Here is a 25702-nt window from a genome sequence, read left to right on the forward strand (position 1 = left end):
GCTCTGATTCGATAAGGGCGCATTTCTTACTTTCGAGAGCAACAGACGAGATCTAGACTTCAAGTGAAGGTTCATCGCCGAACACGGAGCGGCCACCATAGGTGTGTGAATTTTCCCGCTCTTTAGTCATTAGAAGATCAAACTCTGGACCCGCGGCAAAGCGTTCTAGAGCGCGGGCCTGTTCGTCTAGCCGCTTCAGAGCGAAAAGCTCCTCCTGTCGTCCTAATTTCGCTTTTTCAACGGCAGATTTCAAAACCTGGATGGTCTGATCGTAAACACGGAGCGGCACCGGAAAAGGGTGCCGGTCCTTGCCGCCATGCGCAACCGAGAACCGTGCTGGATCGCTGAACCGGCATGGCGCTCCATGAACGATCTCCGCTACCATGGCCAGCGCCTGCACTGTGCGAGGCCCAACGCCAGGTGTCAGCAGCAGATCAGGAAAATCCTCCGGGCCACGATCAGCAGCGGCCGCGAGACTTCCATGCAACCGCCTCAACACCACGTCTTTGGAGCGAACGTCATGATGCTCGGGCATCACCAAATGCGGAAGCAGCGGCTGTGGTGCGGCAACAGGCTCTTTGTCTTCCTCAGCCAGCGCAAGAAACTTTCGGGCAACCCCATCAGGCCCCATCGTATCCAAAATCTCGATCTGGGCCCGGCGTGAGGCCTCAGCCCGACGATCTGTCAGATTGACGATCGTCCCCTGCCCGACCCCATCAATGCCCGTATGCGGCTCATCGACGAAACTCTTCAGGTCTTCCGAGAGCCAATGGTAGCGCCGAGCCTGCCAGCGTGCATCGTTCATGCCCTGCTGAACGACAGCCCACTTGCCGTCGTCTGTGACGATGAAGCCATGCAGGTAGAGATCGAAGCCATCCTGAATGGCAGCGCTGTCGACCTTGGCTACCAGCCGACTAGCCTTTGCCAGAGCCGATCCGTCAAAGCCTACGTGCTCGCCGATAGACACGAGTTCCTGTGGGGTCTGCCGGGAATGACGTCCGCGCCCGCCGCACACGTGAATGCCGAGCTCCTTCGACAGAGGTGTCAGGCCGCGTTTCAGCGCCCCGATCACGCTGGTCGTGATGCCTGACGAATGCCAGTCCATTCCCATAACAGCGCCGAATGACTGAAACCAGAAAGGATGTGCCAAGCGGCGTAGCAGTTCATCGCGCCCATAATGATGAACGATAGCCTCACTCATCACGGCACCCAGACGCGTCATGCGGTCAGCAAGCCATTTCGGCACGTGCCCGCTGTGTAGCGGCAGGTCCGCGCTTCCTGCTTTTCGTGCCATGAAAGAAAGGCCCTTCGTCGGCTCTTATAATCTGTTGTGATATCGCCACACTAGCTAAGACTAGGCATTGGTAAGATCAAGCGTGCTCTCGCGCCCCAGAGCCTGAAAGTTCGTTGCCAGCCAGCTGCGGGCTGAGGCGCGGCCCAGATCCTTCAGTTTCTTGAAGAAATCCCACCTTGCATTGAGGCGCGATGACGCAGCATAGGTATCGAGCTGCGCGCCACCATGAATCCGGTGCATCAGCACGCGCTTGTAGTCGTCTGTCGAGAGCTTTCCCTCATCGATTAATCGTCGGACGAATCCGATCGCCCTGAGCTCGTAGAGAAGATTGGCGTTGAAGGTGATCTCGGTCAGCCTGCTGCGGATCTCCTCAGCTGTACGTGGTGTTGAACGGCGTTCAATAGGATTGATCTGAACGAGCAGGATGTCATCCGACTCAGCCTCATAGAACAGTGGGAAGAGCGCAGGGTTACCGGTGTACCCCCCATCCCAATACGGCTCGCCATCTATCTCGACGGCCTTGAAGATCGTTGGCAGACATGCGGATGCAAGAACATGATCAACAGTCAGTTCAGAGGCTGAAAAAACTCTGATCTTTCCGGTCCAGACATTTGTTGCCGATACAAAGAGCTTTGTCTCCTTACAAGCCCTGACCCGTTCGAAGTTGATCAGCTCGTTCAGCGCATCCTTCAGCGGATTGATGTCCAGCGGATTCAAATCGTAGGGACTTGCGACTTGAGAGAACGCTCCGCTCCATATATTCGTCGACCCGTGGGTGCCGCTCCAGTAGCTCAGGAAGTGGTCGAAGAGAGAGCGTTGAATGGGTGAGAACCCGCCATCAAGGCTGACCCTTTTCCAGAACTGCCGCAACTGCTGGCGGGCACCATCTCGGCCGCCCTCCAGCCAACCTTCCACGAGGACGACCGCGTTCATCGCACCGGCGCTCGCGCCTGTAATCGCCTCAATGGCCAGCCGGCCATCTTCAAGCAGGTAGTCCAAGACACCCCAGGTGAACGCCCCGTGCGCTCCCCCGCCCTGCAACGCCAAGGAAACCATCTTCTCGGCATTCGGCCCAACTAGACCGAGCAGCTTGGTAGATTTGGTTGAGGCTCGCCCTGGCATCCCGGTCTCCGTTCATCGTGTCCCGGTGCAGGATGTAGCATAAATGCCCCATATGCGCAGGAAGCCTGCGACATTGAGACGAGCGGACGCCGGCATGTGGCCGGCCTCATATCCTTTAAGCTACTGACCGAAGCGCTGATCGTATTCCAGGACGGCGTTCAATAGAACCTGAGCACCGGCAGCGCATTCCTCGAGCGTTGTGCTTTCTGCCTCGTTGTGGCTCAAGCCTCCTTCGCAAGGTACGAAGATCATCGTCGTGGGAGCTATGCGCGCGATATAAGCCGCATCGTGGCCAGCACCGGACACCATATCACGAGACAAGAATCCTGCTTTCTCCGTGCCCTTGCGGACTGCGGAGATGCATTCAGGATCGAAGCGAACTGCGGGGGAGTCCCAAACCTTCTTCACTGAAAATTCCAGGCCGATTTCATTCGCGATGGCAGGAATGGCGCTCATGAGCTTGCCCTCCATGACTTCGAGCACCGCATCGTCCGGATGCCGGAAATCGACCGTGAAGAAGACATGTCCAGGGATCACATTGCGTGAATTGGGCTTCACCTCCACCAAGCCAACGGTGCCGACGGCGGAGGGTGAATGCTCCAGGGCGATCTGGTCCACGCGCTCGATGATACGGGCGGTTCCGAGCAAGGCATTTGTGCGCAGGTTCATGGGGGTCGAGCCGGTATGAGCCTCGCGTCCGGTGAGCTCAACCTCGTACCAGCGCATACCCTGAACGCCGGTCACAACGCCCACCATCTTTCTCTCGGCTTCGAGAATGGGCCCCTGCTCAATGTGAAGTTCGAACATGGCGCCGAACTTCATGGAACCCGGTACCGCATCGCCCCTGTAACCAATGCTCTCAATGGCATCGCCGAACTTCACGCCCTGGCGGTCCTCTCGGCTGTCAGCGAACGCCCGGTCGAACACGCCGGCATAGACACCGGAGCCGAGCATCGCGGGCGCGAAGCGCGAGCCTTCCTCATTGGTCCAGTTCACGAGCATCAGGGGCGCATTAGTCTCATAGCCGAGGTCGTGCATCGTCCGCATGACCTCAAGGCCGCCGAGGACACCGAGAACGCCGTCAAACTTGCCGCCTGTCGGCTGCGTATCGAGATGGCTACCGATAGCAATGGGGGAAAGATCGCTCCGCTTACCCGGCCGAGTGGCAAACATATTGCCGACCTGATCGACAGCGACCGTGCAGCCAAGCGCCTCGCATTGGCTGCGGAACCAGTCGCGCACCTGGCGGTCCAGATCGGTCAGCGTGAGGCGGCAGATGCCGCCCTTCTCCGTGCCGCCGATCTTGGCTGTATCCATCAAGCTGTCCCAGAGGCGCTGAGGGTTGATGGTAAGATTTTGCATGATGTGATCTCAAAATGAACGCAATGAGCCTTGCTACGGGAGCCCTCCTCCCGCATGCGGGAGGAGGCAAGCGCAATCAACGCGCGACGGCCTTCGGCGCAGTATTCGCCTTCCAGAGGCGCTGGGCTTGAGCAAAGGCTGGCAGCGGCGGACGAGCCACGAAACGGCCCTGACCGCGTTCGGCCCTAACCTGACCGCTCTCCGCTGCAAGCCTGCCACGCAGATAGACCTTCGCCGGAAGGCCTGTGAGCTCGAAACCTTCGAACACGTTGTACTCGATACGGCTCACTTGGGCCTTGGCCGAGACGGTCTTGGTCGCCTTCGGGTCCCAGATCACGATATCCGCATCCGCTCCAGGCAGGATCACCCCCTTCTGCGGATACATGTTCAAGATACGTGCCGCATTCGCCGAGGTGACGGCGACGAACTCGTTCGGCGTGAGCCGTCCCGTATTGACGCCTGCGTTCCAGAGCACGGGCATACGGTCTTCGAGGCCACCCGTGCCATTCGGGATATTGCGGAAGTCGCCCAAGCCCATGCGCTTCTGTTCGATAGTGAAGGAGCAATGGTCGGTGGCGACCACCTGAAGCGAACCGGCCTGCAAGCCTGCCCAGAGACTGTCCTGATGCACCTTTGGCCGGAAGGGAGGCGACATCACGCGTTGGGCCGCATGATCCCAACTCTTGTTGAGATAGTCCGTCTCATCGAGCACGAGGTGCTGGATCAACGGCTCGCCGAAAACACGCTTGCCTTCCGCCCGAGCGCGGGCAATCGCATCGTGCGCCGGCTTGCAGGAGGTGTGCACGATATAGAGCGGACAACCTGCCATGTCCGCGATCATGATCGCACGGTTTGCTGCCTCGCCCTCTACCTCAGGCGGACGGGAATAGGCGTGAAACTCGGGGCCAGTCTTGCCTTGGGAAATGAACATGTTCTGCATCTGCGCAACGACATCGCCGTTTTCGGCATGGACGAGAGCCGTGGCACCCAATTCTGCGCAGCGTTTGAAGGAGCGGAAGAGGATATCGTCATCCACCATCAGCGCACCCTTGTAGGCCATGAAGTGCTTGAAGGTGTTGACGCCATAGGTGTTCACGATCTCACCCATCTCGCGTTCCACCTGATCCGACCAGGATGTGATGGCAAGATGGTAGGAGTAGTCACCTACAGCCTTTTCGGACTTGTTTCGCCACTCTCGATAGGCATCAATCAGGGATTGACCTGCGCCGGGAATGCAGAAGTCGACGATAGTGGTGGTTCCACCGGAGATCGCCGCCTTGGTACCCCACTCGAAATCATCCGCAGACACGGTTCCCATGAACAGGAACTCCATATGCGTGTGGGGATCGATGCCTCCCGGCATCACGAAGGTGCCACCGGCATCGACGATCTGCGCACCTGCAGGTGCTTCGAGGTTCTCGCCTACGGCGACGATCCGCTCACCGTCCACCAGCACGTCGGCACGACGGCTCATATCGGCATTCACGACGGTTCCGCCACGGATGAGAAGAGACATGGTCCTGTTCCCTGATCATTTTATGATTGGTGGATGGGGCAAGGCGTGACGCCTCGCCCCAACATTCACTGATATGCACGAGGCACGAGGCTCACATTTTGGCGTCGACGACGGCGTGGGACCAAGCGCCCTCGGGCTTCTTGGTGATCACAGGCGCATCGCCGCCGGAAGAGAGAAGGATCGCAACCGTGCGGTCGAAATCCGCCGGGTCGAGCTTGCCCTTGCCCGAGGTATCAAGCAGCTTGGCGATCTCACCCGCCATACGCTTCTGATGCTTTTCGGTTTGTGCGCCGGAGGCATCGTTGTCGAGGACGATGGTTGCTGCCTCGTCCGGATTCTGGCGCATGTAGTCCCAGCCCTTCTGAGAGGCAGCCACGAACTTTGCCATCTTGGTCACGAAGGCAGGATCCTTCAGCTTGTCCTGCATCACGTAGAGACCGTCCTCGAGCGTTGCGACGCCCTGATCCTCATACTTGAAGACCACGAGCTGCTCCGGCTTGAAGCCCGCATCGATGACCTGCCAATACTCGTTGTAGGTCATGGTCGAGATGCAGTCAGCTTGTTTCTGGATGAGCGGATCGACGTTGAAGCCCTGCTTGAGAACCTTCACGCCGCCGGCCGATCCATCCGTCTTGAGCCCGAGCTTCGCCATCCATGCGAGGAAGGGATATTCATTTCCGGAGAACCACACGCCAAGAGTACGTCCCTTAAGGTCCTGTGGCGTCTTGATGCCAGTCTCGGCGCGGCAGGTGAGCATCATGCCGGACTTCTTGAACGGTTGCGCGATGTTGACCAGCGGCACACCCTTTTCGCGTGCGGCGAGAGCCGATGGCATCCAGTCCACGACGACGTCCGCGCCACCACCGGCGATGACCTGAGGCGGTGCGATGTCCGGACCACCTGGCTTGATCGTCACGTCAAGTCCGGCCTCCTTGTAGAAGCCCTTGTCCTTGGCGACGTAATAGCCAGCGAACTGCGCCTGCGTGACCCATTTGAGCTGGATCGTTACCTTGTCTGCCTGCGCGAAGGCGGCGCTGGTAAAGCCGAGTGCAAGTGCTCCCGCCAGTAGTGTGGTCCTGATCATTCTTCTCTCCTCCTAAACGCCGCCCGCGGATCCCCTTATGTGCGGTACGACGGATGCCAAAAGGTTGCGCCGCGCTCTATGAGAGCGACAAGTCCGTAGAAAGCCGAGCCCGCAATCGCTGCGAGCGCGATTTCCGCCCACACCATGTCGAGAGACATGCGAGCGACCTCAATTGAGATGCGAAAGCCCATACCGACGATGGGTGTGCCGAAAAACTCCGCGACGATGGCGCCGATAAGCGCGAGCGTCGAATTGATCTTCAACGCATTGAAGATGAAGGGCAGCGCCACTGGCAGCCGAAGCTTCAGGAGGCTCCTCCAGTAACCCGCCGCATAAGAATGCATGAGGTCCCGTTCGAGCTTGCCGACAGCAGCAAGACCTGTGACGGTGTTCACGAGCATCGGGAAGAACGTCATCACCACCACGACAGCCGCCTTGGACGGCCAGTCGAAGCCGAACCACATGACCATGATGGGCGCGATGCCGATGACCGGCAAAGCAGAGACGAAATTGCCGAGCGGCAGAAGCCCCCTGCGCAGGAAGGGAACGCGATCCGCGATGATGGCGACCAGGAAGCCTGAAAGACATCCCATCGCGTAGCCGGACAGAACCGACTTTACGAAGGTCTGGAAAAAGTCGTCTCGCAGCAGCGGCAGTGAGGCAGAAAACTTTGCGGCGATGGCGGAGGGCGCAGGCATGAGGACTGATGGAACCCCTGCCCCTATCACGATCACCTCCCAAAGAAAGAATAGGAAAGCGCCGAAAAGAACCGGCACCGCGAGCCCGATCGCACGGCGGGCAACCGGCTGTTTCAGTTTGAGATGTGACAGACCGCTGATGGCGAAACCCGTAAGCAGCCACAGGACCACGATGAAGGCCCAGAAGGCCAATCCAGCTTGTCCTGCGACATCCGGTCGATGCACCAGATAGAGAGCATAGAGGCAGCCGAGAATGGCCAGCGGCGTCAAGATCAGAGCGTGGCGGTTGGCACTCATGCCGGGCGCACTCCCATGCGGCGGTTCACGATCCGCTCCACCGAGCTCACGATGGCGACCAATATCGAGGCCAAGATGGCTGCACCGAAGAGAGCGGCCCAAATTTGAATGGTCTGGCCGTAGTAGGATCCGGCGAGAAGACGCGCACCAAGTCCGGCCTGTGCACCGGTCGGCAACTCGCCGACGATGGCACCCACAAGGCTGATAGCGACGGCCACCTTCAGGCCTGCAAAGAGATAGCTCAATGACGCCGGAAGACGCAGCTTCCAGAAGATCTGTGCCCCGGACGCAGAATAGGTGCGCATCAGATCGCGTTGGATGAGATCGGGAGAGTTCAAGCCCTTCACCATGCTGATTGTGATGGGAAAGAAGCACAGATAGGCGGAGATGATCGCCTTCGGGAAAAGACCCGTGATTCCGATGGAGCCCAGAACGACAATGATGATCGGCGCGATGGCAAGGATCGGGATTGTCTGGGATGAGATGATCCAGGGCATCAGGCTGCGCTCAAGGGTCTTCACATGAACGATGAGAACCGCCAGTACGATGCCGAGCAAGGCGCCGAGGCCGAACCCTAGGAGCGTGGACGACAGCGTCACCCACGCATGGAACAGCAGATTGCGGCGGGATGTGATTGCGATGCCGAACACCGTCTTTTTAAGCTCGGCCACAATCTGATGCGGAGCAGGAAGAACAGGTCGCTCTTGATCCAGTGTCCCGAGAAGGATCTCGCCAGTGGTGTGCTGCTCGCCCGCGCGCGAGAAGGCGTCGGTCACACCCTGCCAGTTCATGAAGATGGCGGCCACGTACCAGAGCGCGAGGATTACCAACACAACCACGAGAACGGGACCGGTAGTCCCTTCCCGGCGCAGCACCTTGCGGCGCGCTGGAGGCGCAGCGAGAATGAGAGCTTCAGTCGTCATAGGAATGCCCCGCTCTCAGACCCTCGCGGACCCTATGCGCAATCTTCAGGAATTCAGGAGTCTCGCGAATGTCGAGCGTCCGATCACGTCCTAGAACGCTTGCATCGATGATATCGATGATGCGCCCCGGACGTGGTGACATGACCACGATCTTAGAGGAGAGAAAGACCGCTTCCGGAATGGAGTGTGTGACGAACAGTACCGTCTTGCCGGTTTTGTCCCAGAGCTTGAGCAACTGCTCATTCAAATGATCGCGTACGATCTCATCCAACGCACCGAACGGCTCATCCATGAGCAGGAGCTTTGGGTCGAAGGAAAGAGCGCGAGCAATGGACGCGCGCTGCTGCATCCCGCCGGAGAGCTGCCAGGGAAACTTGTTCTCGAACCCTTTCAGGTTCACAAGCTCAAGCTGCTTTGATGCCTTCTCACGTCTCTCGGCTTTGGAGACGCCGAAGATTTCAAGCGGCAGCTCGATGTTCTTCTGAATGGTGCGCCAGGGGTAGAGTGCAGGAGCCTGGAAGACAAAGCCATAGTCCCGACGCAACCGCGCCTCTTCCGGGCCCACGCCATTGACGTGAATATCACCGCCTGTCGGCTGCTCGAGATCGGCGATCACCCGCAGCAGCGTCGTCTTTCCGCAACCCGAGGGGCCGATGAACGAGATGAACTCCCCTTCTGCGATCTGCAGATCTACGTTGGAAAGAGCATAGACAGGCCCATCCGCTGCCTCATAGGTCAGTGACAACCCCTTGATCGCGACGACAGGCGGCGATGCGGGTTCTTTCATGGCGCCCTGTGCAGCAAGCGTAGCCGGCATCCCGTTTTCACCGATCCATTCATTCGTTACGCGCTTCAGCACTGTCTCACTCCCCAGAGGCTCTGGTTATGTTCAGGCAAGAATCGTGCCGTTCCCATTCTTCCGGAAATTCCGCGACCCTCATTCGAGGGGAATGCCCAGTTCATAAGCACTGCGCCGCCGCTTTCAGCATCTCGCGAATGACGTCCGCCATCACTTGCCGATTGAATTTCAACAGCGATATTGCGCGAGGACACATCCGCAACGTAATGTCCACTCCAGGAAGAACGAGAAGGTTTCGATCGGTGGCTGACGAGATAGGCCAGGACCCGCAAATGTCCTCGCGCAAGACCAGAGCGGGAGAAGCGAATGTTCAACGCATTCTTGACTCGGCTCTGACTGTTTTCGCCGCCTACGGCTTGAGGGGCGCGCGTATCGACCAGATTGCCGAAGCCGCCGGCCTGTCGAAGCCGAATCTTCTCTATTACTTCCGCACCAAGGAAGAGCTTTACACCGCGGTTCTCGCACGAACTCTCGACATGTGGCTTGAGCCTCTGCGCGAGCTTGACGGAACGAGCGATCCGCGAGCCGCGCTGAGTGCCTATATCGGCCGCAAACTCGAATACTCGCGCACGCATCCCTCGGCCTCGCGCCTGTTCGCTCTGGAAGTGCTGCAGGGTGCGACGCACTTGAATGCGGACCTCACTGGCACTTTGCTCGAAATCGTGGAGGCGAAGTCCCGCATCATTGAAAGCTGGATTGCCGATGGGAAGATGCGCTCCGTCGACCCTAAGCACTTCATCTTCGCCATCTGGGCAACCACGCAGCACTATGCCGACTTCAGCGCCCAGATCGAAGCACTCACGGGCAATACCATTGCCGACAATGATTTCTACAAGACTGCCCACAAGACGCTCACGAGCATTCTCCTCGACGGCGTTTTGCCGCGTGGATCCGAAGGATTGGAGGATTGAAGCAGCCATAGCGACGAGCCATTGATATCGATACGCAAATGGAAACGGCGCCAGTCGACCAGCGCCGTCATTCTGTTCACTCCGCCGGCTCGAGCGGCTCGAGGGGTTTCTTCGCGACTTGAGGATTGTTCGGGTGCTGGGTCCAGTTGAGGCATGAGCCGTCCACGAGGCGTCCCGTCCGACGATCCACCTCGTCCATGAGAGGCACCATCGTGATACAGTTCTCGATGGGACAGATGCTGGCGCAGAGATTGCAGCCGACGCACTCCTCATCGATCACCTCGAAGTGCCGCACGCCATCCTTCAGATGCGTGATTGCCTGATGCGAGGTATCCTCGCAAGCCACATGGCAGCGGCCGCACTTGATGCAAAGATCTTGATCAATATGTGCCTTTACAGCGTAATTGAGGTTGAGGTACTGCCAATCCGTCACGTTCGGCACGGCTGCACCGACGAAGTCGGATACTTTAGAGTAGCCGCGCTCGTCCATGAAAGCCTCAAGACCCGTGATCATCTCCTGAACGATCTTGAAGCCATAGACCATGGCCGCAGTGCAGACTTGAACCGTGCCGGCACCCAGAGCCATGAACTCTGCTGCATCGCGCCAGGTTTCAATGCCGCCGATGCCTGAGATCGGCACGCCATGCGTTGCAGGCGAGCGGGCAATTTCCGCTACCATGTTGAGCGCGATCGGCTTCACCGCAGGGCCACACATGCCGCCGTGGGTTGCCTTGCGGTCCGTATGCGGCCGCGGAATCATGAGGTCGAGATCGACACCGACGATGGAATTGATCGTGTTGATGAGCGACACCGCGTCGGCACCGCCGCGTTTGGCGGCTTCTGCAGGCTTGCGGACATCCGTGATGTTGGGCGTGAGCTTCACGATGACCGGCATGCGCGAATGCGTCTTGCACCAGCGCGTGACCATCTCTACATATTCCGGCACTTGGCCGACCGCCGCGCCCATGCCGCGCTCAGACATGCCATGCGGGCAGCCGAAATTGAGCTCGATTCCATCGGCTCCCGTCGCTTCAACGCGCGGAAGAATGCGTTTCCAGGCCTCTTCCTCACAGGGCACCATGAGCGAGACGACGATGGCCCGGTCTGGCCAGCGACGCTTCATCTCGGTGATTTCCTGCAGGTTCACCTCAAGTGGGCGATCTGTAATGAGCTCGATGTTGTTGAAGGCGGACACGCGCCGGTCGGGTCCATGCACGACGCCGTAGCGTGGGCCCGAGACGTTGACGACCGGGGGCCCCTCCTCACCAAGGGTCTTCCAGACCACGCCGCCCCAGCCGGCGCGGAAGGCGCGTTCGACGTTGTATGCTTTGTCAGTGGGCGGCGCCGAGGCGAGCCAGAAGGGATTTGGCGATTTGATGCCGCAGAAATTGACGCTGAGATCGGCCATGACTCTCCCCTTATTCCGCCGCCATCGGCACGAAGCCTTGAAGGGTGCGATCGATCGACAAGGCTGCCTGTTTGCCGTCCTCGACGGCCACCACCGTGAGATCGCGGCCCCCAGCCACGCAGTCGCCGCCGGCCCAGACATCCGGCAGCGAGGTGCGACGGTCAGCATCAACGGCAATGCGCCCCCTATCGAGGTCGAGCACCTCGCTCGATCCTTCAAGAACCTGCGGTACGAAGAGCTGGCCGATAGCCTTGAAGAGCTGATCCGCCTGCAGTTCGAAAGTCTCGCCCGTATCGACGAGGCGCCCGTCGCGCTCCGCCGTTGCCGCGAAGATGACGGACCGGAGCACGCCGCTCTCGCCATGCACGGCGACCGGCCGGGCCCAGTGACGCACCACGACGCCCCCAGTGAGCGCCAATTCCTGTTCGTAGCGGCTGGCACCCATCTGCTCTGCACCACGACGGTAAACGATGGTCACTTCCTCCGCTCCGAGCTTCTTCGCCTGCACCGCGGCATCGACAGCTGTCATGCCGCCACCAATGACCACGACACGCCGACCGATCGGCAGCTTGGAGAGATCAGCCGACTGGCGGAGAGCCTCGATGAAGGCCACGGCATCCTCGATGCCGCGCAGCTCGCCAGCGTCGATCCCGAGGGAATTCGCCGCCTGAAGACCGAGGCCGAGGAAGACGGCATCGAAGTCGCGCCGCAGATCGGCCAGGGTGAAGTCGTGCCCGAGCGCTTGATCGCACCGCAGTTCGATTCCTCCGATGCTCAGGATCCAATCGACTTCGGCTTGCGCGAAATTGTTGGTCGACTTGTAAGAGGCGATCCCATGCTCGTTGAGACCGCCGGCCTTCTGCCGCTTGTCGAATACCACCACGTCGTAGCCGAGCGTAGCGAGTTTATGCGCACAGGAAAGACCTGCAGGCCCCGCGCCCACCACCGCTATGCGGCGTCCGTTCGGCGCGCCATGCTTGTAGAGCTGGCGCCCGGAGGCCATGATCGCATCGGTGGCGTGGCGCTGAAGCTGCCCGATGATCACGGGCTTTCCCTCCGCCTCATTGCGCACGCAGGCCTGCTCGCAGAGCGTTTCCGTCGGGCAGACACGGGCGCACATGCCGCCAAAGATGTTGGAGTCGAGAATGGTCTTGCCTGCGCCCGTCGCGTTGCCGGTGGCGATCTGCCGAATGAAGAGCGGAATATCGATACTTGTCGGGCAAGCTGTGACGCAGGGCGCGTCGTAGCAGAACAGGCAGCGCTCTGCCGCCACTCGCGCCTCATGAGCATCGAGAGGAGCATGGAGATCGGAAAACGCGTTACAGTAGTCGCCCGAGGGCAGCCGCCCGCCTCGGATATCGGGTGCTGAAGACATAGGTCCTCCTGCGCGCTCAAGGCGCGTTTTACAGGCTGTCGATCCGTTCACCTCGGCCCGCCTCTATCGGGCAGGCTCTTGTTTGACCATCCGATCAAAAGTTTTGAATACTGTCAAACACTGTTTAGAATGATTTTTATTGGCACGACCGCCTAGGTATTCGCCAAGCATCTGCGCAGGATGCGGCTAAACAACGCGAAGAGCACAAGAATTCGGCATCTGGATACACTCCTCAGCTGAGTGTGCCCGTAGACGGGCAGCGTGTGCCCAAATTAGGTTCACATGGAGCTTGCGCTCTTCCCATCAGAAAATGCACGAGGCTCAAGTTCGACGAGAGTTCCAGCACGGCAGCGCGCAGCTCCCGGCAATCCAGGCATGATCGGTCTCAGGGCGCATAAGAGAGAAGAGCCGGCATCATATGCCGGCTCTGACACGGCCGACCCTGCTTTTCTATCTGAGAGCAGCCGCGATGCGCGTCAGCTCAACCGCCGCATGTCGGCCATGATAGCACGCGCCGCGTTATGGCCGGGCGCGCCCGTGACGCCACCACCGGGATGCGTACCTGCGCCACACATATAAAGACCTGTGATCGGGGCGCGGTAATCCGCGTGGCCCAACATTGGTCGAGCACTGAAGATCTGGTCGAGCGTCAGGGCGCCATGGAAGATATCGCCACCCATCAGGCCGAAGGTGCGCTCGAGATCGAGTGGACTCATGATCTGCCGTCCAACGACGCTCTCCTTGAAACCGGGAGCATAGCGGTCGACGGTGGCGATCATCAGATCGGCTACCTCCTCGCGGTGATCGTCCCACGAACGGCCATCCGAAAATGTCGGTTGGACATGCTGGCAGAACAGGCTTGCGACATGCGCGCCCTCCGGTGCAAGGCTGTCATCGAGGGTTGAAGGAATGAGCATCTCCACCACCGGCTCGCGGCTCCATCCGAAATGCTTCGCATCGTCATAAGCACGGTCCATATAGGCGAGTGACGGTGCAATGATGATGCCAGCGGTATGGTGATCGGCCACCTCTCGCCCAGGAAGAGCCGTGAAGCTCGGCAAAGATGAGAGCGCCACATTCATGCGGAACGTGCCCGAACCCGACTTCCAGCGCCGCATACGATTCAAGAAGTCTGCCGGCAGGGCATCTTCCGGAACCAGCCTATCGAAGAGCAGTTTAGGGTGGACATTGCCAGCCACGGCGCGCGAACGGATCGTACGCCCGTCCTTCAGGACGACGCCAGCCGCCCTTCCCTTTTCAATGATCACCTCACGGACCGGGGCGTCGGTCTCGATCTCGACGCCGCGCTCGCGAGCCGCCTTTGCCATGGCCTGCGTGATCGCACCCATTCCGCCGATGGCGTGGCCCCAAGCACCCCTCTTGCCATTCACCTCGCCGAAGACGTGGTGAAGCAACACATAGGCCGTGTTCGGCGTATAGGGGCTCGCAAAATTGCCGACGATGGCATCAAAGCCGAAAGCTGCCTTCACACAATCTGTCTCGAACCAGCCGTCGAGATAATCGCCCGCCGATTTGGCAAAGAGATCCAGCAGAGCCCGGCGGTTTGCCATAGAGAGCCCGCGCAGGCGATTGCCGGTTATCAAGGCGCGCCAGCCTTCTGACAAGGCCGCGCGCCAGCCGCCGGCTACGAGATTCGGAGGCTGCTGGAGAACGAGATCGCGCAGGACATCCGCAACGGCGTCGATTTCGTTGGAATAGGCATCGTAGCGCTCGGCATCCTTGGCACTGAAGCGCGCGATCTCGGACCGGGTCACGCCCTCACCGATCTTCAGATACTTGTCGTTGGGAAGGGGCAGGAAGTTGGACAGGCGGCGCTCGACAACCTTCAGACCGTGACGGTGCAAGTCCAGATCGCGAATGATCTTGGGGTTGAGCAGGCTTACCGTGTATGAGGCCACGGAATTGCGAAAGCCAGGATGAAATTCCTCTGTGACAGCCGCACCGCCCACAACGGAACGCTGCTCGAAGAGCTTCACCTTGTATCCGGCCGATGCAAGATAAAAGGCACAGACGAGACCGTTATGCCCTGCCCCGATGATGACGATATCGCAATCATTAGCCACGCTTCGTTACCCCTAGTCCAGTGATCTATCTGTGGTTCTTGAGCCTAGATCAGTGAAGGATCTGGCTCAAGAAGGTGCGGGCGCGCAGCTCCTTCGGGTTGGAGAAGAACTCGGACGGTGTGCCTTGCTCGACGATCTCGCCGCGGTCCATGAACACCACACGGTCGGCCACCTGACGGGCGAAGCCCATCTCATGGGTAACAACAGCCATGGTCATACCCTCGCCGGCGAGCTGCGTCATGGTGTCGAGCACCTCCTTGACCATTTCGGGATCAAGCGCAGAGGTGGGTTCGTCGAACAGCATGATGTCGGGCTGCATGGAGAGAGCCCTTGCAATGGCTACACGCTGCTGCTGGCCGCCGGAGAGTTGCGAGGCATATTTATGAGCCTGGTCCGGGATACGTACCTTGCCAAGATAATGCAGCGCCCTCTCTTCGGCCACCTTCTGGGAGACGCCGCGCACAAGCCGCAACGCGAGCATGCAGTTTTCCAGCACCGTCAGGTGAGGAAAAAGATTGAACTGCTGGAATACCATGCCGACCCTTTTCCGCACTGCCTCCACGGCTTCGGGCTTTCGGGTCAACTCGATGCCATCGACGAGGATCTGCCCCTCCTGAAAGCTCTCGAGTGCATTGATGGTACGGATGAGCGTCGACTTCCCGGAGCCCGAGGGGCCGCAGATGACGAGTTTCTCTCCACGAGCAATGGTGAGATTGACGTTCTTCAGAGCTTGAAAGGTGCCGTACCATTTCGACAGGCTCTTGATCTGGACGGCAGGGGTCGCTCCCATGGGTTCAGGCGCCGTTTCCACGAGAGAGAGCTTTTTCTTCTGCATCACGAATGAATCTCCTCTCAAACATGCCTGGTTCCGGTCGTGGCAATCATCATCGCATTTGGGCTCTGTTGAAGCGCCGCTCGATGCGCGCCTGAACGAGTTCCAGAACGATAGACAGGATCCAATAGATCAGCGAGGCGGTGATCATCATTTCCACATGACGGAACTCGGTCTGACCCTGGGTGCGGGCAAGATACATGAGCTCCCACACACCAACCACAGACACCAGCGAGCTGTCCTTCAGCATGGCGATGAACTGGTTCCCGGTCGGCGGGATGATGATGCGCATGGCCTGGGGAAGAATAATGCGGGTCAACGTATCTCTCGGCCTCAATCCGAGAGCGCGGGAAGCCTCCCACTGGCCCTTTGGAATGCTCTCGATGCCAGCGCGGAAGATTTCGGTCATATAGGCGCCGTAGCAGAGCGACAGGGCCAAGATACCAGCGGGAACCGCGTTGATGACATATCCAAGCTGCGGCAGACCAAGATAGATCATGTAGATCTGCATGAGCAGCGGCAGACCACGGAAGAGAGAGGTATAGAAATTCGCTATTCCCAAGGCAATTCCGTTAGAGGACAGCTTGGCGATGGCGCCGATCATCGCCAGAACGGATGCGACGACAATCGAGATGGCCGACACATACAGGGTCGTCACCAAGCCCTGTGTGAGTAGGAAACCGATCTTGCGGCGGATGAACTCGAAACTGAGATCGAATGAATAGAAAAACAGCAGGACGAGAAGTGCCAGCTCCACCCAAACGGCATACATCTGATGCCTGATGCTGAGGCGCATCACCACGGCCACGTTCAATGCAACGACGGCCGTGATGAGCAAAGCCACAAGCAGGTTCGCCGCTAACGGCGAGCCCTCTGCCAGGCCGAAAAGTTCCACAAGCGCTTTGCCGAGTGATGTGGCTCCAGCCTGTGTATAGAGAAGAACGCCGAAGAGAAGCCCGAGACCCGGGATGTAAATGGAGGGTCGGGATAGCAGCCTCGGGTAATCGACGTTATCGGCGTAATGCATCAGGCCAATCCTCTCTCAAACCCATTTCAATGACAGCATCAAATTTAGACCGACTTCCGCTCCCGGAAGAGATCAGCCGCCTGATAGGCCCAGTATGTCAGCTGGGCGGCTACGCGGCCGGCAATCCAGCCATTCCAGGCAAGACCAAAGGGAGCAAACAACTTGTACCGATCCGTCTCACCGAGAATCGCTTCTGCAATCACGCGCCCGCCGATGGTGGTGGTGTTCATGCCGTGTCCGCCAAAGGCCGTGCAGTACCAGACGCCAGGCTGCAACTGTCCGATCTGAGGCATCATATGGCGCGCATAGGACATCAGGCCCGACCAGACGATCTCGACATCGAGATCCTTCAGTTGCGGGTAGGTCGAGACCATCGTCTTATGCAGCAGACGGCCGAGGAGGCGCGGCTCGGTCGTCCGTGTCGTGATCTTGCCTCCCCAGAGGATGCGTTCGCCGCCATCGACGACGCGATAATAGTCACCTGCACGCCGGTCGTCGCCAATAGCCGCATCGGTTCTAATCGCGCTCGCAATCAGCTCCCGGTTAGGCTTGGTCAGCATCACGTAGGTCGCGATGGGCAGGTAGCTATGCTTGAGCCGTGGAATGAGATTTCCGGTATAGCCGCCCGATGCAATCACCAAATCGTTCGCATCAACGGAGCCATGTGCCGTCTTGGCGATCTTGGTCGCACCGTTAAGGGCAACCGCAACGACAGCCGATCCTTCGTAAATCTGACCTCCTGACCGCTCGATTTCCGCAGCGACCGCCCGGGCATAGGTAAGAGGATTGAAATGGAAGGCATTAGGATCGAACAGAGCCTGGTAGTAGCGCGGCGAGACGAGCAGCTGCCTTACCTCATCCTGGCTCTTGAACTCGATCTTGTAATCGAATTCCTTTTCCAGCCAATCACGATGTGCCTTGAGATCATGCGTCGCCTCGTAGCGTACAGCGCCCAGAATGCCATGGGTCGGCTTTGCATCTTGAATGGCAAGGCCCTGGACATTCTTCAGAACATCCTCCATGCCTTCGATGGAGAGGCGGTGCAGCTCCTTGGCATGATCGGCACCGACCATACGCTGGATATTCTTGTAGCGGGCCGCCCAACCGGGGCTCACGAAACCACCATTGCGCCCCGAGGCGCCCCAGGCGACGCGGTTGGCTTCCAGCACACAGACCTTCCGGCCTTTCCGCGCCAGTTCGAGAGCGGCTGTCAGACCAGCCAGTCCCCCACCTACAACACAGACATCAACCTTCACGCGCCCTTCGAGCGCCGGTCTCTGGACGGCATCCGGGCCCAGCGCCCGACGGTAATAGGTTTCGATGTAGGACATGATCGGTAGTGTCGTGTTGCGGGTGGAAGATTCAACCAGGTTGCGGCACGCTTACTTGCTGTAATCGGCGCCGTACCACTTCGTGGTCAGCTTGCTCAGAGTGCCGTCATCCTTCATGCTCTGGATGATGCTGCCGAGCTTGGCGGTCCATTCCGGATCACCCTTGTCCGTTACCACCACGAGCGGCTCCTTGAAGGCAGCATCGCCGGGCAGGATCTTCACCGGATACTTGTTCTTGATAGCGTTCTGGGCCGTCTGCTCCGGCGCGATCACCGCGTGGATGCGTGTGCCGTCGCCTAGACGCAGATCATCGAACGGCAGCATCGAGTCAGCATAGGTCTTCACCTCGCCGGGTGTCAGCGTATACTGGATCGGCGGAATACCGGGGGCATCGATCTCGAGACGGCGATTGATATAATCCTCTGAGGTCGTGCCGGTCTCAACACCGATCTTCTTGCCATTCAGATCGCTGCGCGAGGCGGCCTTGCTGTCTTTGTGCACTACGAAGACATAAGGGCTGTAGTAGTAGATGCCGGCGAAGTCGATCACCTGGGCCCGTGCCTTGGTGGGCGTCACGGAGCCGACGGCCACATCGAAACGGCCATGCCAGCGACCACCGGTCATCACGTTCCATTCGGGCGTCTCGAAACTTACCTTCACGCCGAGGCGCTTGGCGATTTCATTGGCGACGTCCACGTCGAAACCAACGAGCTTATTATTGTCATCGAGATAGCTCTGCGGAGGCCACCCGCTGTTGGTCGCCACTTTCATTTCACCGGCCTTCATAACCCGGTCCATGGTCGGGCCAGCCTGAGCCGCTGCATTCATGGCCGAGACGAATCCTAGGGCCACCATTGTGCCAAGAAAGAGCTTACGCATCCTTCATCATTCCTCTGGTTGTGGTTGGATAAACAAGGCGATAGGTTTTTCCTACTTCTTGGAGCCGCAGCTCACGCCCAGTGCGACTGAGCGTCAAAACAGGCTTCCGCTACGTCAGGCGATGGAAGCTCTGAAAATCTTTTGAGAGAGAACAACCGGTTCGAAACAAAGACGCCGGACGGCACGCCCTACGCGGACCACACGTGGAGACGTGCGGCCGCGCAACACCTGCCTCAGTGATCAAAGGGCTGTGCATAGACTGATCTAAGCCGTTCCAGAATCCACAGCCTGCGTGGCTCATGTTCCGCAACCTGCTGAGAGCGATCAGCCTTCAGCACACGCAAATTGCTGTGAAATCAGCCACTTAGCCATTCGAGACCTCCCTCAGGCGTTTTCGCCAATTTGTGTTGTCTGACAGCAGACGACTAATCTTTTCTGCTGTCAAGGGTGCTGACGCTAGGGAAGGGAAAGTTTCAACCGCTACAGGCCTGACCCGGGAGCATGCCCAAATCCAAAGCTCAGACAAGAAGCTAAGAGATGGGTTTATTTGCGAACGAAGCTGAATGAAAAACGGCTGCCGCGATGGTAGTCCTTCGCGAAAACCACAGGAACTCCTGTGGGCGTGAACGCCGTTTCCGTGATCAAGAAGGCCGGACCGAAATCATGCAGGTCGTTTCTCTCGCTGACATCATGCGGCAGCATGACGGAGGCAGCAATCGCTGTGGACATCCGCGGACGCATGTCATGACGCTCCAGCAGATCGAGTAAGGATCCGCTCCAGTCGATGTCGTAGAGACGATCGGAAATGATGGAGCGAGGGATATAATCCAGGCAGTAGACTAAGACCTCCTCTCCCTGCATCCGCAGTCTTTCCAGCCGAATGACGCGGGAACCGGGAGAAAGACGCAAGGCCTCCTGCGCCTCCCCTGATGCCACCTCCTCGGAAATCGACAGCACCTTGTTGATCGGGCGATATCCCGATTTGTGCATCATATCCGTGACGCTCTCGAAGCAGGTGATCGGCCGCTCGACTTGGAGAGCCGCCGCGGCAGAGACAAAGCGGCCCTTGCCATGCTTCACATAAATAGCGCCATCCTGCTCCAGAAGCTTCAACGCCTCTCGCAGAGCCGGCCGCGAGATCTGGAACTTCCGTGTGAGCTCCGCCTCCGTCGGCAGCTGATCGCCTGGTTTAAGGCCCTGCTCCTCGATCAAGGCGCTGATTGCATCGCGCAGTTGCAGAACCAGGGTTCGCTCATCGCGGAGCGGGGTAATCAGGGACATATCGAATTCAGCTCACTTATGAGGCTAGTTGTCAGTCCACTCAGGATTGAGCGATCTTTGGCCCGGGCGCAAGTTTCTTAAGCAGCCCTCCGTCGTCGCGCTGGTGTCTGGCCCTCCCCTCGTCAAAATATTAAGTCTGACCTGCGAATAAGCGAGCCTGTGACAAATTTGGCTTGACATCATCCCGCTCCTCACCCAAGTTGTCAGACGACTGTCATTAGCACGATCTCAGCTCCAACGCTGTTCGAGAGCCCACATGCTGAACTTCGATGAAAAGCGCTTCCTGCGTATCCAATCCGGCGCCGTGTCCCATGCTGGCGGTCTCTATCGTGCTGTTCAAGAATGCCTTGAACAGGGTGCGCAGAACTTGTTCTTTCTGGGAACCGGTGGGGCTGCGATCCTGATGATGCCTGCTGCGCAGATGCTCCAGCGGCAATCTTCCTTTCCCACATTCCTGGAGATGTCGGCGGAACTTGTCCTGACCGCCCATCAGGCACTCGGGCCCAAGTCGATTGTCGTCATCCCTTCACTCTCCGGAACGACCAAGGAGAGCGTTGCGGTCATGGAATACTGCAAGGCAAAGGGCGCAAAGATCATCTCTCTCATCGGCCACGCGGAGGCTCCTCTTGCAAAGGGAGCAGACTATCCGTTCGTGAATTTCGCCGAGGACGACACCTCCTGCGAATCCTTCTACATCCAATCGCTTCTCATTGCTCTCGCCGTCATGCACCTGCGCGGCGAATATGCTGATTTCGATGAGACCGTTCAGGAGCTCATTCGCCTGCCGCATGCTCTGCTGAGCGTCAAGAAAGGCTATGAGATCCGGGCCGAGCGCATTGCCGAAGAGATCAAGAGCGAGCCCTATCACATCATCACGGGCGCCGGCTCGAGCTGGCCCGAGGCCTTCTATTACGGCATGTGCATTCTCGAAGAGATGCAGTGGATCCGTACTCGTCCGGTCCATGCTTCCGACTTCTTCCACGGCACGCTTGAACTGGTGGAGAAAGGCGTCAGCGTACTCCTCTTCAAAGGTGAGGATCCATCACGTCCGCTCGTCGAACGTGTCGAGCGCTTCCTGCCAGCCTATACGGACAAAGTGCGTGTCTTCGACACCGCTGAATTCATACTTCCGGGAATCTCCGACGAGGTTCGCGCCTTGATCTCTCCTGTCGTTCTTGCAACGATCTTCGAACGGATCAGCGCGCACCTGGAAGTGAAGCGTAATCACCCGCTGACGACGCGTCGCTATTATAAGCGCGTTGCATACTGAGAAGGCATGCTTGAGAGAGGCCGCCGATGAGTTCGTTCGAGTTTGCAACCGTCGGCGACAATTGCATTGATCGTTTCATGCCTCCGATTGGCCTTTCGCTTATCGGAGGCAATGCCGTAAATGTGGCCGTGCAGCTCAGCCGACTCGGGCTCAAGACAGGCTATTTCGGCGCAGTTGGCCCAGATGAAGATGGCCGTCGTATGCTGGCCTGTTTCAAAGACAACGGTCTTTCCATTGATCACGTGCAGATCCTGCCGGGAATCACGGCCTATACCAATATCGACGTCGATGAAGCCGGGGAGCGGACGCTCACTTTCGAGGAGTTCGGAGTCTGCAGAGGCTATCGTCCGAACGACCTCGATCTGCTGGCTCTGTTGCGGATGAGGCACGTCCACATCGGATGGCTCGACGATGGAGGCGCTTTGCGCCGTACATTGAGCGCCTCAGGTGTCAGTGTCTCACAGGATATCTCTGTCAACGCCGATGCTCATCATCTCGGCATCGAAGGGCTCGACGTCGCCTTTGCCTCTGCTGGAGAGGATCTGGGTCAGGCGGAGCAGCTTCTGAATACCCTTCTCTCAAGAGGCGCAAAGCTCGCCGTTGTGACATGCGGCTCTCGCGGCAGCATGGCATCCGATGGCACACGCATAAGAAGGACAGGGATCAAACCCGTGGAAGTCGTGGATACGACTGGAGCTGGCGACAGCTTCATTGCAGGCTTTATTGTCGGGTACGCCAGCGGACAGGATCCTCAAAGATGCCTGGAGATGGGGCGAGATATAGCGGCCGAGGCTTGCTGTCACGTCGGTGGCTTTCCGCAGCCGGTGCTCCCTCTCTGAGCCTGGAGAGATTGCAAGGCTAGCCTTGAGCCGCCCAAGGAAGCTGGGGACACGCACCGCCGCGCCTCCTCTCACTATATTGACGAGAGCCATCTCCCATGCACTACATATTGTAGTCATGGGTCTTCGGATTCGGATCCGAAGCTAAGAGGGAATCCGGTGAGCCTTAAGGGCAAATCCGGAGCTGCCCCCGCAACTGTGAGCGACGAGCCTCCTGCCATCACACGTCACTGGTGAGCAATCACCGGGAAGACCGGCAGAGGGCGACGACCCGCAAGCCAGGAGACCTGCCCAGGACTGACGATCATGTCCTCGGGCGGGGTGTCCCGAAGGATCGCTCTGCTCACTGCGTATGATATGCGCGGTCTGCCTCGCGTTCCTCGGCCCATGCCCCCAACATTTTGGGGTTGCCGAATGTCAAACTCTCTCTCTACGACACAGACCGCTACGGCGGTGCCTTTTGCTTCTTTCGCAGAACCGCCTGTTGCATTTGAATCCGGTTACCGCATCATCCGGCGTAATGGCAGTGTCACGCCTTTCGATACTGCGAAGATTGGGTTGGCACTAACCAAGGCCTTTCTCAATGTCGAAGGTTCGACGGCTGCCGCCTCCCGTCGCATCCATGAAACGGTTTCATCTCTCACCATTGAGATCGTTACCGCTCTCACCCGTCGGGCTGAAGCAGGGCGTACTTTCCATATCGAGGAGGTGCAGGACCAAGTCGAGCTCGCTCTCATGCGCGGCGGGCATCACAAGGTTGCGCGTGCCTATGTGCTCTACCGCGAACAGCGAGCAGCCGAGCGGGCCAAGGCGGCGCCGACACCAAGACCAGAAGAACCCCTTCTGCACATGACGCTGGCGGACGGCACCCGGGTTCCTCTCGATATGACGCGTCTGCAAGTGCTTGTGACGGAAGCCTGTCAGGATTTGGCTGATGTTGCAGCGGACGACATCCTGGCCGAGACCCGACGCAATCTTTACGATGGCATCAAAGAGACCGAGCTGGCACTCGCACCCGTTCTCGCCGCACGCACTTTGGTTGAACAGGAGCCGAACTACTCCTTTGCCAGCGCTCGCCTGCTGCTCGACAACCTCCGCAGAGAAGCCCTGAGCGCTGTCTATGGCGAGCGGCAGCAGGCCACGCAGGCTGAGATGGCTCAACGCTATGCCGAGTATTTTCCGAAATATGTGAGAAAGGGCATCGAGGCAGAGCTGCTCGACCCCGAGCTCGGCCGCTTCGACCTTCATCGTCTGGCAGCAGCGCTGAATCCGGAACGCGATCTGAACTTCCAGTATCTCGGCCTGCAGACCCTCTATGACCGCTACTTCCTGCACATTGCGGGAACCCGGTTTGAACTGCCTCAGGCCTTTTTCATGCGCGTGGCGATGGGCTTGGCTTTGCGCGAGATCAACAGAGAGGAGAAGGCGATCGAGTTCTACGCCCTGCTCTCATCCTTCGACTTCATGGCCTCGACGCCGACTTTGTTCAATGCCGGCACGACACGCCCGCAACTCTCCTCATGCTTCCTAACAACCGTACCGGACGATCTCGACGGCATATTCAAGGCCGTGAAAGACAATGCCCTCCTGGCGAAATACTCAGGTGGTCTCGGCAACGACTGGACGCCGGTGCGCGGTCTGGGCGCTCACATCCAAGGCACCAATGGAGAAAGTCAGGGCATTATCCCCTTCCTGAAGGTTGCCAACGACACGGCCATTGCAGTGAACCAAGGCGGCAAACGCAAGGGCGCCGTCTGCGCCTATCTTGAGACATGGCACATAGATATCGAGGAGTTCCTCGACCTACGGAAGAACACCGGAGACGACCGCCGCCGCACCCATGACATGAACACGGCCAACTGGGTCCCGGACCTGTTCATGCAGCGCGTTACCGAGGATGGTGTGTGGACACTGTTCTCACCTGACGAGACGCCCGATCTGCATGATCTTTACGGTCCGGCCTTTAAGAAGGCCTATGAGTCTTATGAGGCCAGGGCTGCTCAGGGCGTCATCAAGGTCTTCCGGCAGGTCCGAGCGGTGGATCTTTGGCGGCGCATGCTCACTATGCTGTTCGAGACAGGACACCCCTGGATCACCTTCAAGGACCCCTGCAACATCCGCTCGCCTCAGGGGCATGTGGGTGTCGTGCATTCATCCAATCTTTGCACGGAAATTACCCTCAATACATCGCTTGATGAAGTCGCCGTCTGCAATCTCGGCTCCGTCAATCTCGCGCATCACGTGACGCCGCAGGGTATCAATCATGAGCGCCTAGCGCGCACGGTGAGAACCGCCATGCGGATGCTCGACAACGTGATCGACATCAATTTCTACACCATCCCCGAGGCTCGTCGTTCGAACTTGCGCCATCGCCCCGTAGGCCTTGGGCTCATGGGTTATCAGGATGCACTCCACACCCTACGCCTGCCGATCGCATCCGAAGGGGCTGTTGCCTTCGCTGATGAGAGCATGGAGGTCATTAGTTTCCATGCCATCTCGGCGTCTTGTGACCTCGCTGCAGAACGTGGTCGTTATCCGAGCTTCGAAGGTTCACTGTGGTCGCAGGGAATTCTCCCCATCGACTCTCTCGAAAGGCTGTCTGAAATCCGTGGAGGCCTTGAACTCGACCGCGCGGTGACCCTCGATTGGTCATCCTTGCGCGAGCGCGTCATGCAGGTCGGCATGCGCAACTCCAATGTGATGGCGATCGCGCCGACCGCGACCATCTCGAACATTTGCGGGGTTTCGCAATCCATCGAACCGACCTTCCGCAACCTCTATGTGAAGGCCAATATGTCGGGCGATTTCACTGTCGTGAACCCCGCGCTTGTGCATGACCTGAAGGCGCGTGGCCTATGGGACGAGGTGATGATTGCGGACCTGAAATACTTTGATGGAAGTCTCGCTCCCATCGACCGGGTTCCGGATGACCTCAAGGCGCTCTATGCCACGGCCTTCGAGATCGAACCGTCCTGGCTGATCGAAGCGGCGGCGCGTCGTCAGAAATGGATTGATCAGGCCCAGTCGCTCAATCTCTACATTGCCAATCCGAATGGGCGGAAGCTCGACGGCATGTATCGCCTAGCCTGGGAGCGTGGGCTCAAGACAACCTATTATTTACGCGCCACGGCTGCGACCCATGTGGAGAAATCGACCCTCAAGGGAACGGACGGCAAGCTGAATGCCGTACAGGTTGCTCCGGCTCCGGCAAGCCACAACTTCGAAGTCAGAGCCTGCTCCATCGATGATCCGACCTGCGAGGCGTGCCAGTAAGCAGCTTCGGTCACCTCACTCTCATGTCAACGGTCGC

The 25702-nt window shown here is 58.7% G+C and carries 20 protein-coding genes and 1 riboswitch; of the genes, 4 read left to right on the forward strand and 16 right to left on the reverse strand.

All coding sequences use genetic code 11. From position 1 onward, the window contains the following. Nucleotides 1–52 precede the first annotated feature (52 nt). The 8 genes from AA309_RS08460 to AA309_RS08495 form a co-directional block, all read right to left on the reverse strand. Nucleotides 53–1294 (reverse strand): DUF763 domain-containing protein, encoded by a 1242-nt coding sequence (locus AA309_RS08460; RefSeq protein ID WP_047188569.1) that lies wholly within the window; start codon nt 1292–1294, stop codon nt 53–55. A 60-nt stretch (nt 1295–1354) separates the two neighbouring features. After that, entirely contained in the window at nt 1355–2416 is a 1062-nt protein-coding gene (locus AA309_RS08465; RefSeq protein WP_047188570.1) for a patatin-like phospholipase family protein, read from the reverse strand. A gap of 120 nt (nt 2417–2536) precedes the next feature. Continuing rightward, complete coding sequence (locus AA309_RS08470) at nt 2537–3778, reverse strand: Zn-dependent hydrolase (RefSeq protein WP_047188571.1); 1242 nt, start codon at nt 3776–3778, stop codon at nt 2537–2539. Between the two features lie 76 nt (nt 3779–3854). After that, nucleotides 3855–5294 (reverse strand): dihydropyrimidinase, encoded by a 1440-nt coding sequence (hydA, locus tag AA309_RS08475; protein WP_047188572.1) that lies wholly within the window; start codon nt 5292–5294, stop codon nt 3855–3857. 91 nt (nt 5295–5385) lie between these two features. After that, entirely contained in the window at nt 5386–6378 is a 993-nt protein-coding gene (locus AA309_RS08480) for an ABC transporter substrate-binding protein (RefSeq protein WP_047188573.1), read from the reverse strand. 35 nt (nt 6379–6413) lie between these two features. Beyond that, the gene (locus AA309_RS08485) at nt 6414–7373 is read right to left on the reverse strand and encodes an ABC transporter permease (protein ID WP_047188574.1); all 960 of its coding nucleotides are present in this window, start codon (nt 7371–7373) and stop codon (nt 6414–6416) included. Continuing rightward, nucleotides 7370–8296 carry an ABC transporter permease gene (locus AA309_RS08490; RefSeq protein WP_084731002.1) on the reverse strand — a complete coding sequence of 309 codons (927 nt, stop codon included), beginning with the start codon at nt 8294–8296 and terminating at the stop codon, nt 7370–7372. The genes AA309_RS08485 and AA309_RS08490 overlap by 4 nt, the downstream gene beginning before the upstream one ends. Continuing rightward, complete coding sequence (locus AA309_RS08495; protein ID WP_047188731.1) at nt 8286–9083, reverse strand: ABC transporter ATP-binding protein; 798 nt, start codon at nt 9081–9083, stop codon at nt 8286–8288. The genes AA309_RS08490 and AA309_RS08495 overlap by 11 nt, the downstream gene beginning before the upstream one ends. A gap of 314 nt (nt 9084–9397) precedes the next feature. Between AA309_RS08495 and rutR the strand changes: the two genes are divergently transcribed. After that, entirely contained in the window at nt 9398–10066 is a 669-nt protein-coding gene (rutR, locus tag AA309_RS08500; protein WP_244470299.1) for an HTH-type transcriptional regulator RutR, read from the forward strand. 76 nt (nt 10067–10142) lie between these two features. Here rutR and preA read toward each other — a convergent pair whose 3' ends face one another. From preA to AA309_RS08540, 8 genes are all read right to left on the reverse strand, one after another. Continuing rightward, nucleotides 10143–11474, reverse strand: coding sequence for an NAD-dependent dihydropyrimidine dehydrogenase subunit PreA (gene preA, locus AA309_RS08505; RefSeq protein ID WP_047188576.1), 1332 nt, complete (start codon nt 11472–11474; stop codon nt 10143–10145). A 10-nt stretch (nt 11475–11484) separates the two neighbouring features. Continuing rightward, complete coding sequence (locus AA309_RS08510) at nt 11485–12849, reverse strand: NAD(P)-dependent oxidoreductase (RefSeq protein WP_047188577.1); 1365 nt, start codon at nt 12847–12849, stop codon at nt 11485–11487. Nucleotides 12850–13325: 476 nt separating this feature from the next. After that, the gene (locus tag AA309_RS08515; protein WP_047188578.1) at nt 13326–14933 is read right to left on the reverse strand and encodes a phytoene desaturase family protein; all 1608 of its coding nucleotides are present in this window, start codon (nt 14931–14933) and stop codon (nt 13326–13328) included. A gap of 49 nt (nt 14934–14982) precedes the next feature. Continuing rightward, nucleotides 14983–15768 carry an amino acid ABC transporter ATP-binding protein gene (locus tag AA309_RS08520; protein ID WP_047188579.1) on the reverse strand — a complete coding sequence of 262 codons (786 nt, stop codon included), beginning with the start codon at nt 15766–15768 and terminating at the stop codon, nt 14983–14985. Between the two features lie 49 nt (nt 15769–15817). Then, nucleotides 15818–16792 (reverse strand): amino acid ABC transporter permease, encoded by a 975-nt coding sequence (locus tag AA309_RS08525; protein WP_052954573.1) that lies wholly within the window; start codon nt 16790–16792, stop codon nt 15818–15820. Nucleotides 16793–16836: 44 nt separating this feature from the next. Beyond that, nucleotides 16837–18123 (reverse strand): NAD(P)/FAD-dependent oxidoreductase, encoded by a 1287-nt coding sequence (locus AA309_RS08530; protein ID WP_047188580.1) that lies wholly within the window; start codon nt 18121–18123, stop codon nt 16837–16839. A 51-nt stretch (nt 18124–18174) separates the two neighbouring features. After that, a complete protein-coding gene (locus AA309_RS08535) occupies nt 18175–19002 on the reverse strand; it encodes a transporter substrate-binding domain-containing protein (RefSeq protein ID WP_047188581.1) in 828 nt (275 codons plus the stop codon). A 543-nt stretch (nt 19003–19545) separates the two neighbouring features. Then, nucleotides 19546–20277 (reverse strand): GntR family transcriptional regulator, encoded by a 732-nt coding sequence (locus AA309_RS08540; RefSeq protein WP_150117462.1) that lies wholly within the window; start codon nt 20275–20277, stop codon nt 19546–19548. A gap of 262 nt (nt 20278–20539) precedes the next feature. Here AA309_RS08540 and AA309_RS08545 point away from each other — a divergent pair, with 262 nt between their 5' ends. The 3 genes from AA309_RS08545 to AA309_RS08555 all read left to right on the forward strand — a co-directional run bounded on the left by AA309_RS08545 (nt 20540) and on the right by AA309_RS08555 (nt 25665). Beyond that, entirely contained in the window at nt 20540–21553 is a 1014-nt protein-coding gene (locus AA309_RS08545; protein WP_047188583.1) for an SIS domain-containing protein, read from the forward strand. A gap of 26 nt (nt 21554–21579) precedes the next feature. Next, entirely contained in the window at nt 21580–22392 is an 813-nt protein-coding gene (locus AA309_RS08550; protein WP_047188584.1) for a PfkB family carbohydrate kinase, read from the forward strand. A gap of 103 nt (nt 22393–22495) precedes the next feature. Beyond that, nucleotides 22496–22701, forward strand: a riboswitch (cobalamin riboswitch). A gap of 105 nt (nt 22702–22806) precedes the next feature. Then, entirely contained in the window at nt 22807–25665 is a 2859-nt protein-coding gene (locus AA309_RS08555; RefSeq protein ID WP_047188585.1) for a ribonucleoside-diphosphate reductase subunit alpha, read from the forward strand. Nucleotides 25666–25702: the final 37 nt, after the last annotated feature.

Origin of the sequence: Microvirga vignae, assembly GCF_001017175.1 — a bacterium.
In the GTDB taxonomy this organism is placed as follows: Bacteria; Pseudomonadota; Alphaproteobacteria; order Rhizobiales; family Beijerinckiaceae; genus Microvirga; species Microvirga vignae.

Excerpts from the sequence above, each read along its gene's own strand:
- AA309_RS08520 (WP_047188579.1), bottom strand. The coding sequence starts at position 15,768 with ATGCAGAAGAAAAAGCTCTCTCTCGTGGAAACGGCGCCTGAACCCATG.
- AA309_RS08545 (WP_047188583.1), top strand. The coding sequence starts at position 20,540 with ATGCTGAACTTCGATGAAAAGCGCTTCCTGCGTATCCAATCCGGCGCC.
- AA309_RS08510 (WP_047188577.1), bottom strand. The coding sequence starts at position 12,849 with ATGTCTTCAGCACCCGATATCCGAGGCGGGCGGCTGCCCTCGGGCGAC.
- AA309_RS08470 (WP_047188571.1), bottom strand. The coding sequence starts at position 3,778 with ATGCAAAATCTTACCATCAACCCTCAGCGCCTCTGGGACAGCTTGATG.
- AA309_RS08465 (WP_047188570.1), bottom strand. The coding sequence starts at position 2,416 with ATGCCAGGGCGAGCCTCAACCAAATCTACCAAGCTGCTCGGTCTAGTT.
- AA309_RS08535 (WP_047188581.1), bottom strand. The coding sequence starts at position 19,002 with ATGCGTAAGCTCTTTCTTGGCACAATGGTGGCCCTAGGATTCGTCTCG.
- AA309_RS08555 (WP_047188585.1), top strand. The coding sequence starts at position 22,807 with ATGTCAAACTCTCTCTCTACGACACAGACCGCTACGGCGGTGCCTTTT.
- AA309_RS08530 (WP_047188580.1), bottom strand. The coding sequence starts at position 18,123 with ATGTCCTACATCGAAACCTATTACCGTCGGGCGCTGGGCCCGGATGCC.
- AA309_RS08485 (WP_047188574.1), bottom strand. The coding sequence starts at position 7,373 with ATGAGTGCCAACCGCCACGCTCTGATCTTGACGCCGCTGGCCATTCTC.
- AA309_RS08550 (WP_047188584.1), top strand. The coding sequence starts at position 21,580 with ATGAGTTCGTTCGAGTTTGCAACCGTCGGCGACAATTGCATTGATCGT.
- AA309_RS08480 (WP_047188573.1), bottom strand. The coding sequence starts at position 6,378 with ATGATCAGGACCACACTACTGGCGGGAGCACTTGCACTCGGCTTTACC.
- AA309_RS08495 (WP_047188731.1), bottom strand. The coding sequence starts at position 9,083 with ATGAAAGAACCCGCATCGCCGCCTGTCGTCGCGATCAAGGGGTTGTCA.
- AA309_RS08460 (WP_047188569.1), bottom strand. The coding sequence starts at position 1,294 with ATGGCACGAAAAGCAGGAAGCGCGGACCTGCCGCTACACAGCGGGCAC.
- preA (WP_047188576.1), bottom strand. The coding sequence starts at position 11,474 with ATGGCCGATCTCAGCGTCAATTTCTGCGGCATCAAATCGCCAAATCCC.
- AA309_RS08525 (WP_052954573.1), bottom strand. The coding sequence starts at position 16,792 with ATGCATTACGCCGATAACGTCGATTACCCGAGGCTGCTATCCCGACCC.
- hydA (WP_047188572.1), bottom strand. The coding sequence starts at position 5,294 with ATGTCTCTTCTCATCCGTGGCGGAACCGTCGTGAATGCCGATATGAGC.
- AA309_RS08490 (WP_084731002.1), bottom strand. The coding sequence starts at position 8,296 with ATGACGACTGAAGCTCTCATTCTCGCTGCGCCTCCAGCGCGCCGCAAG.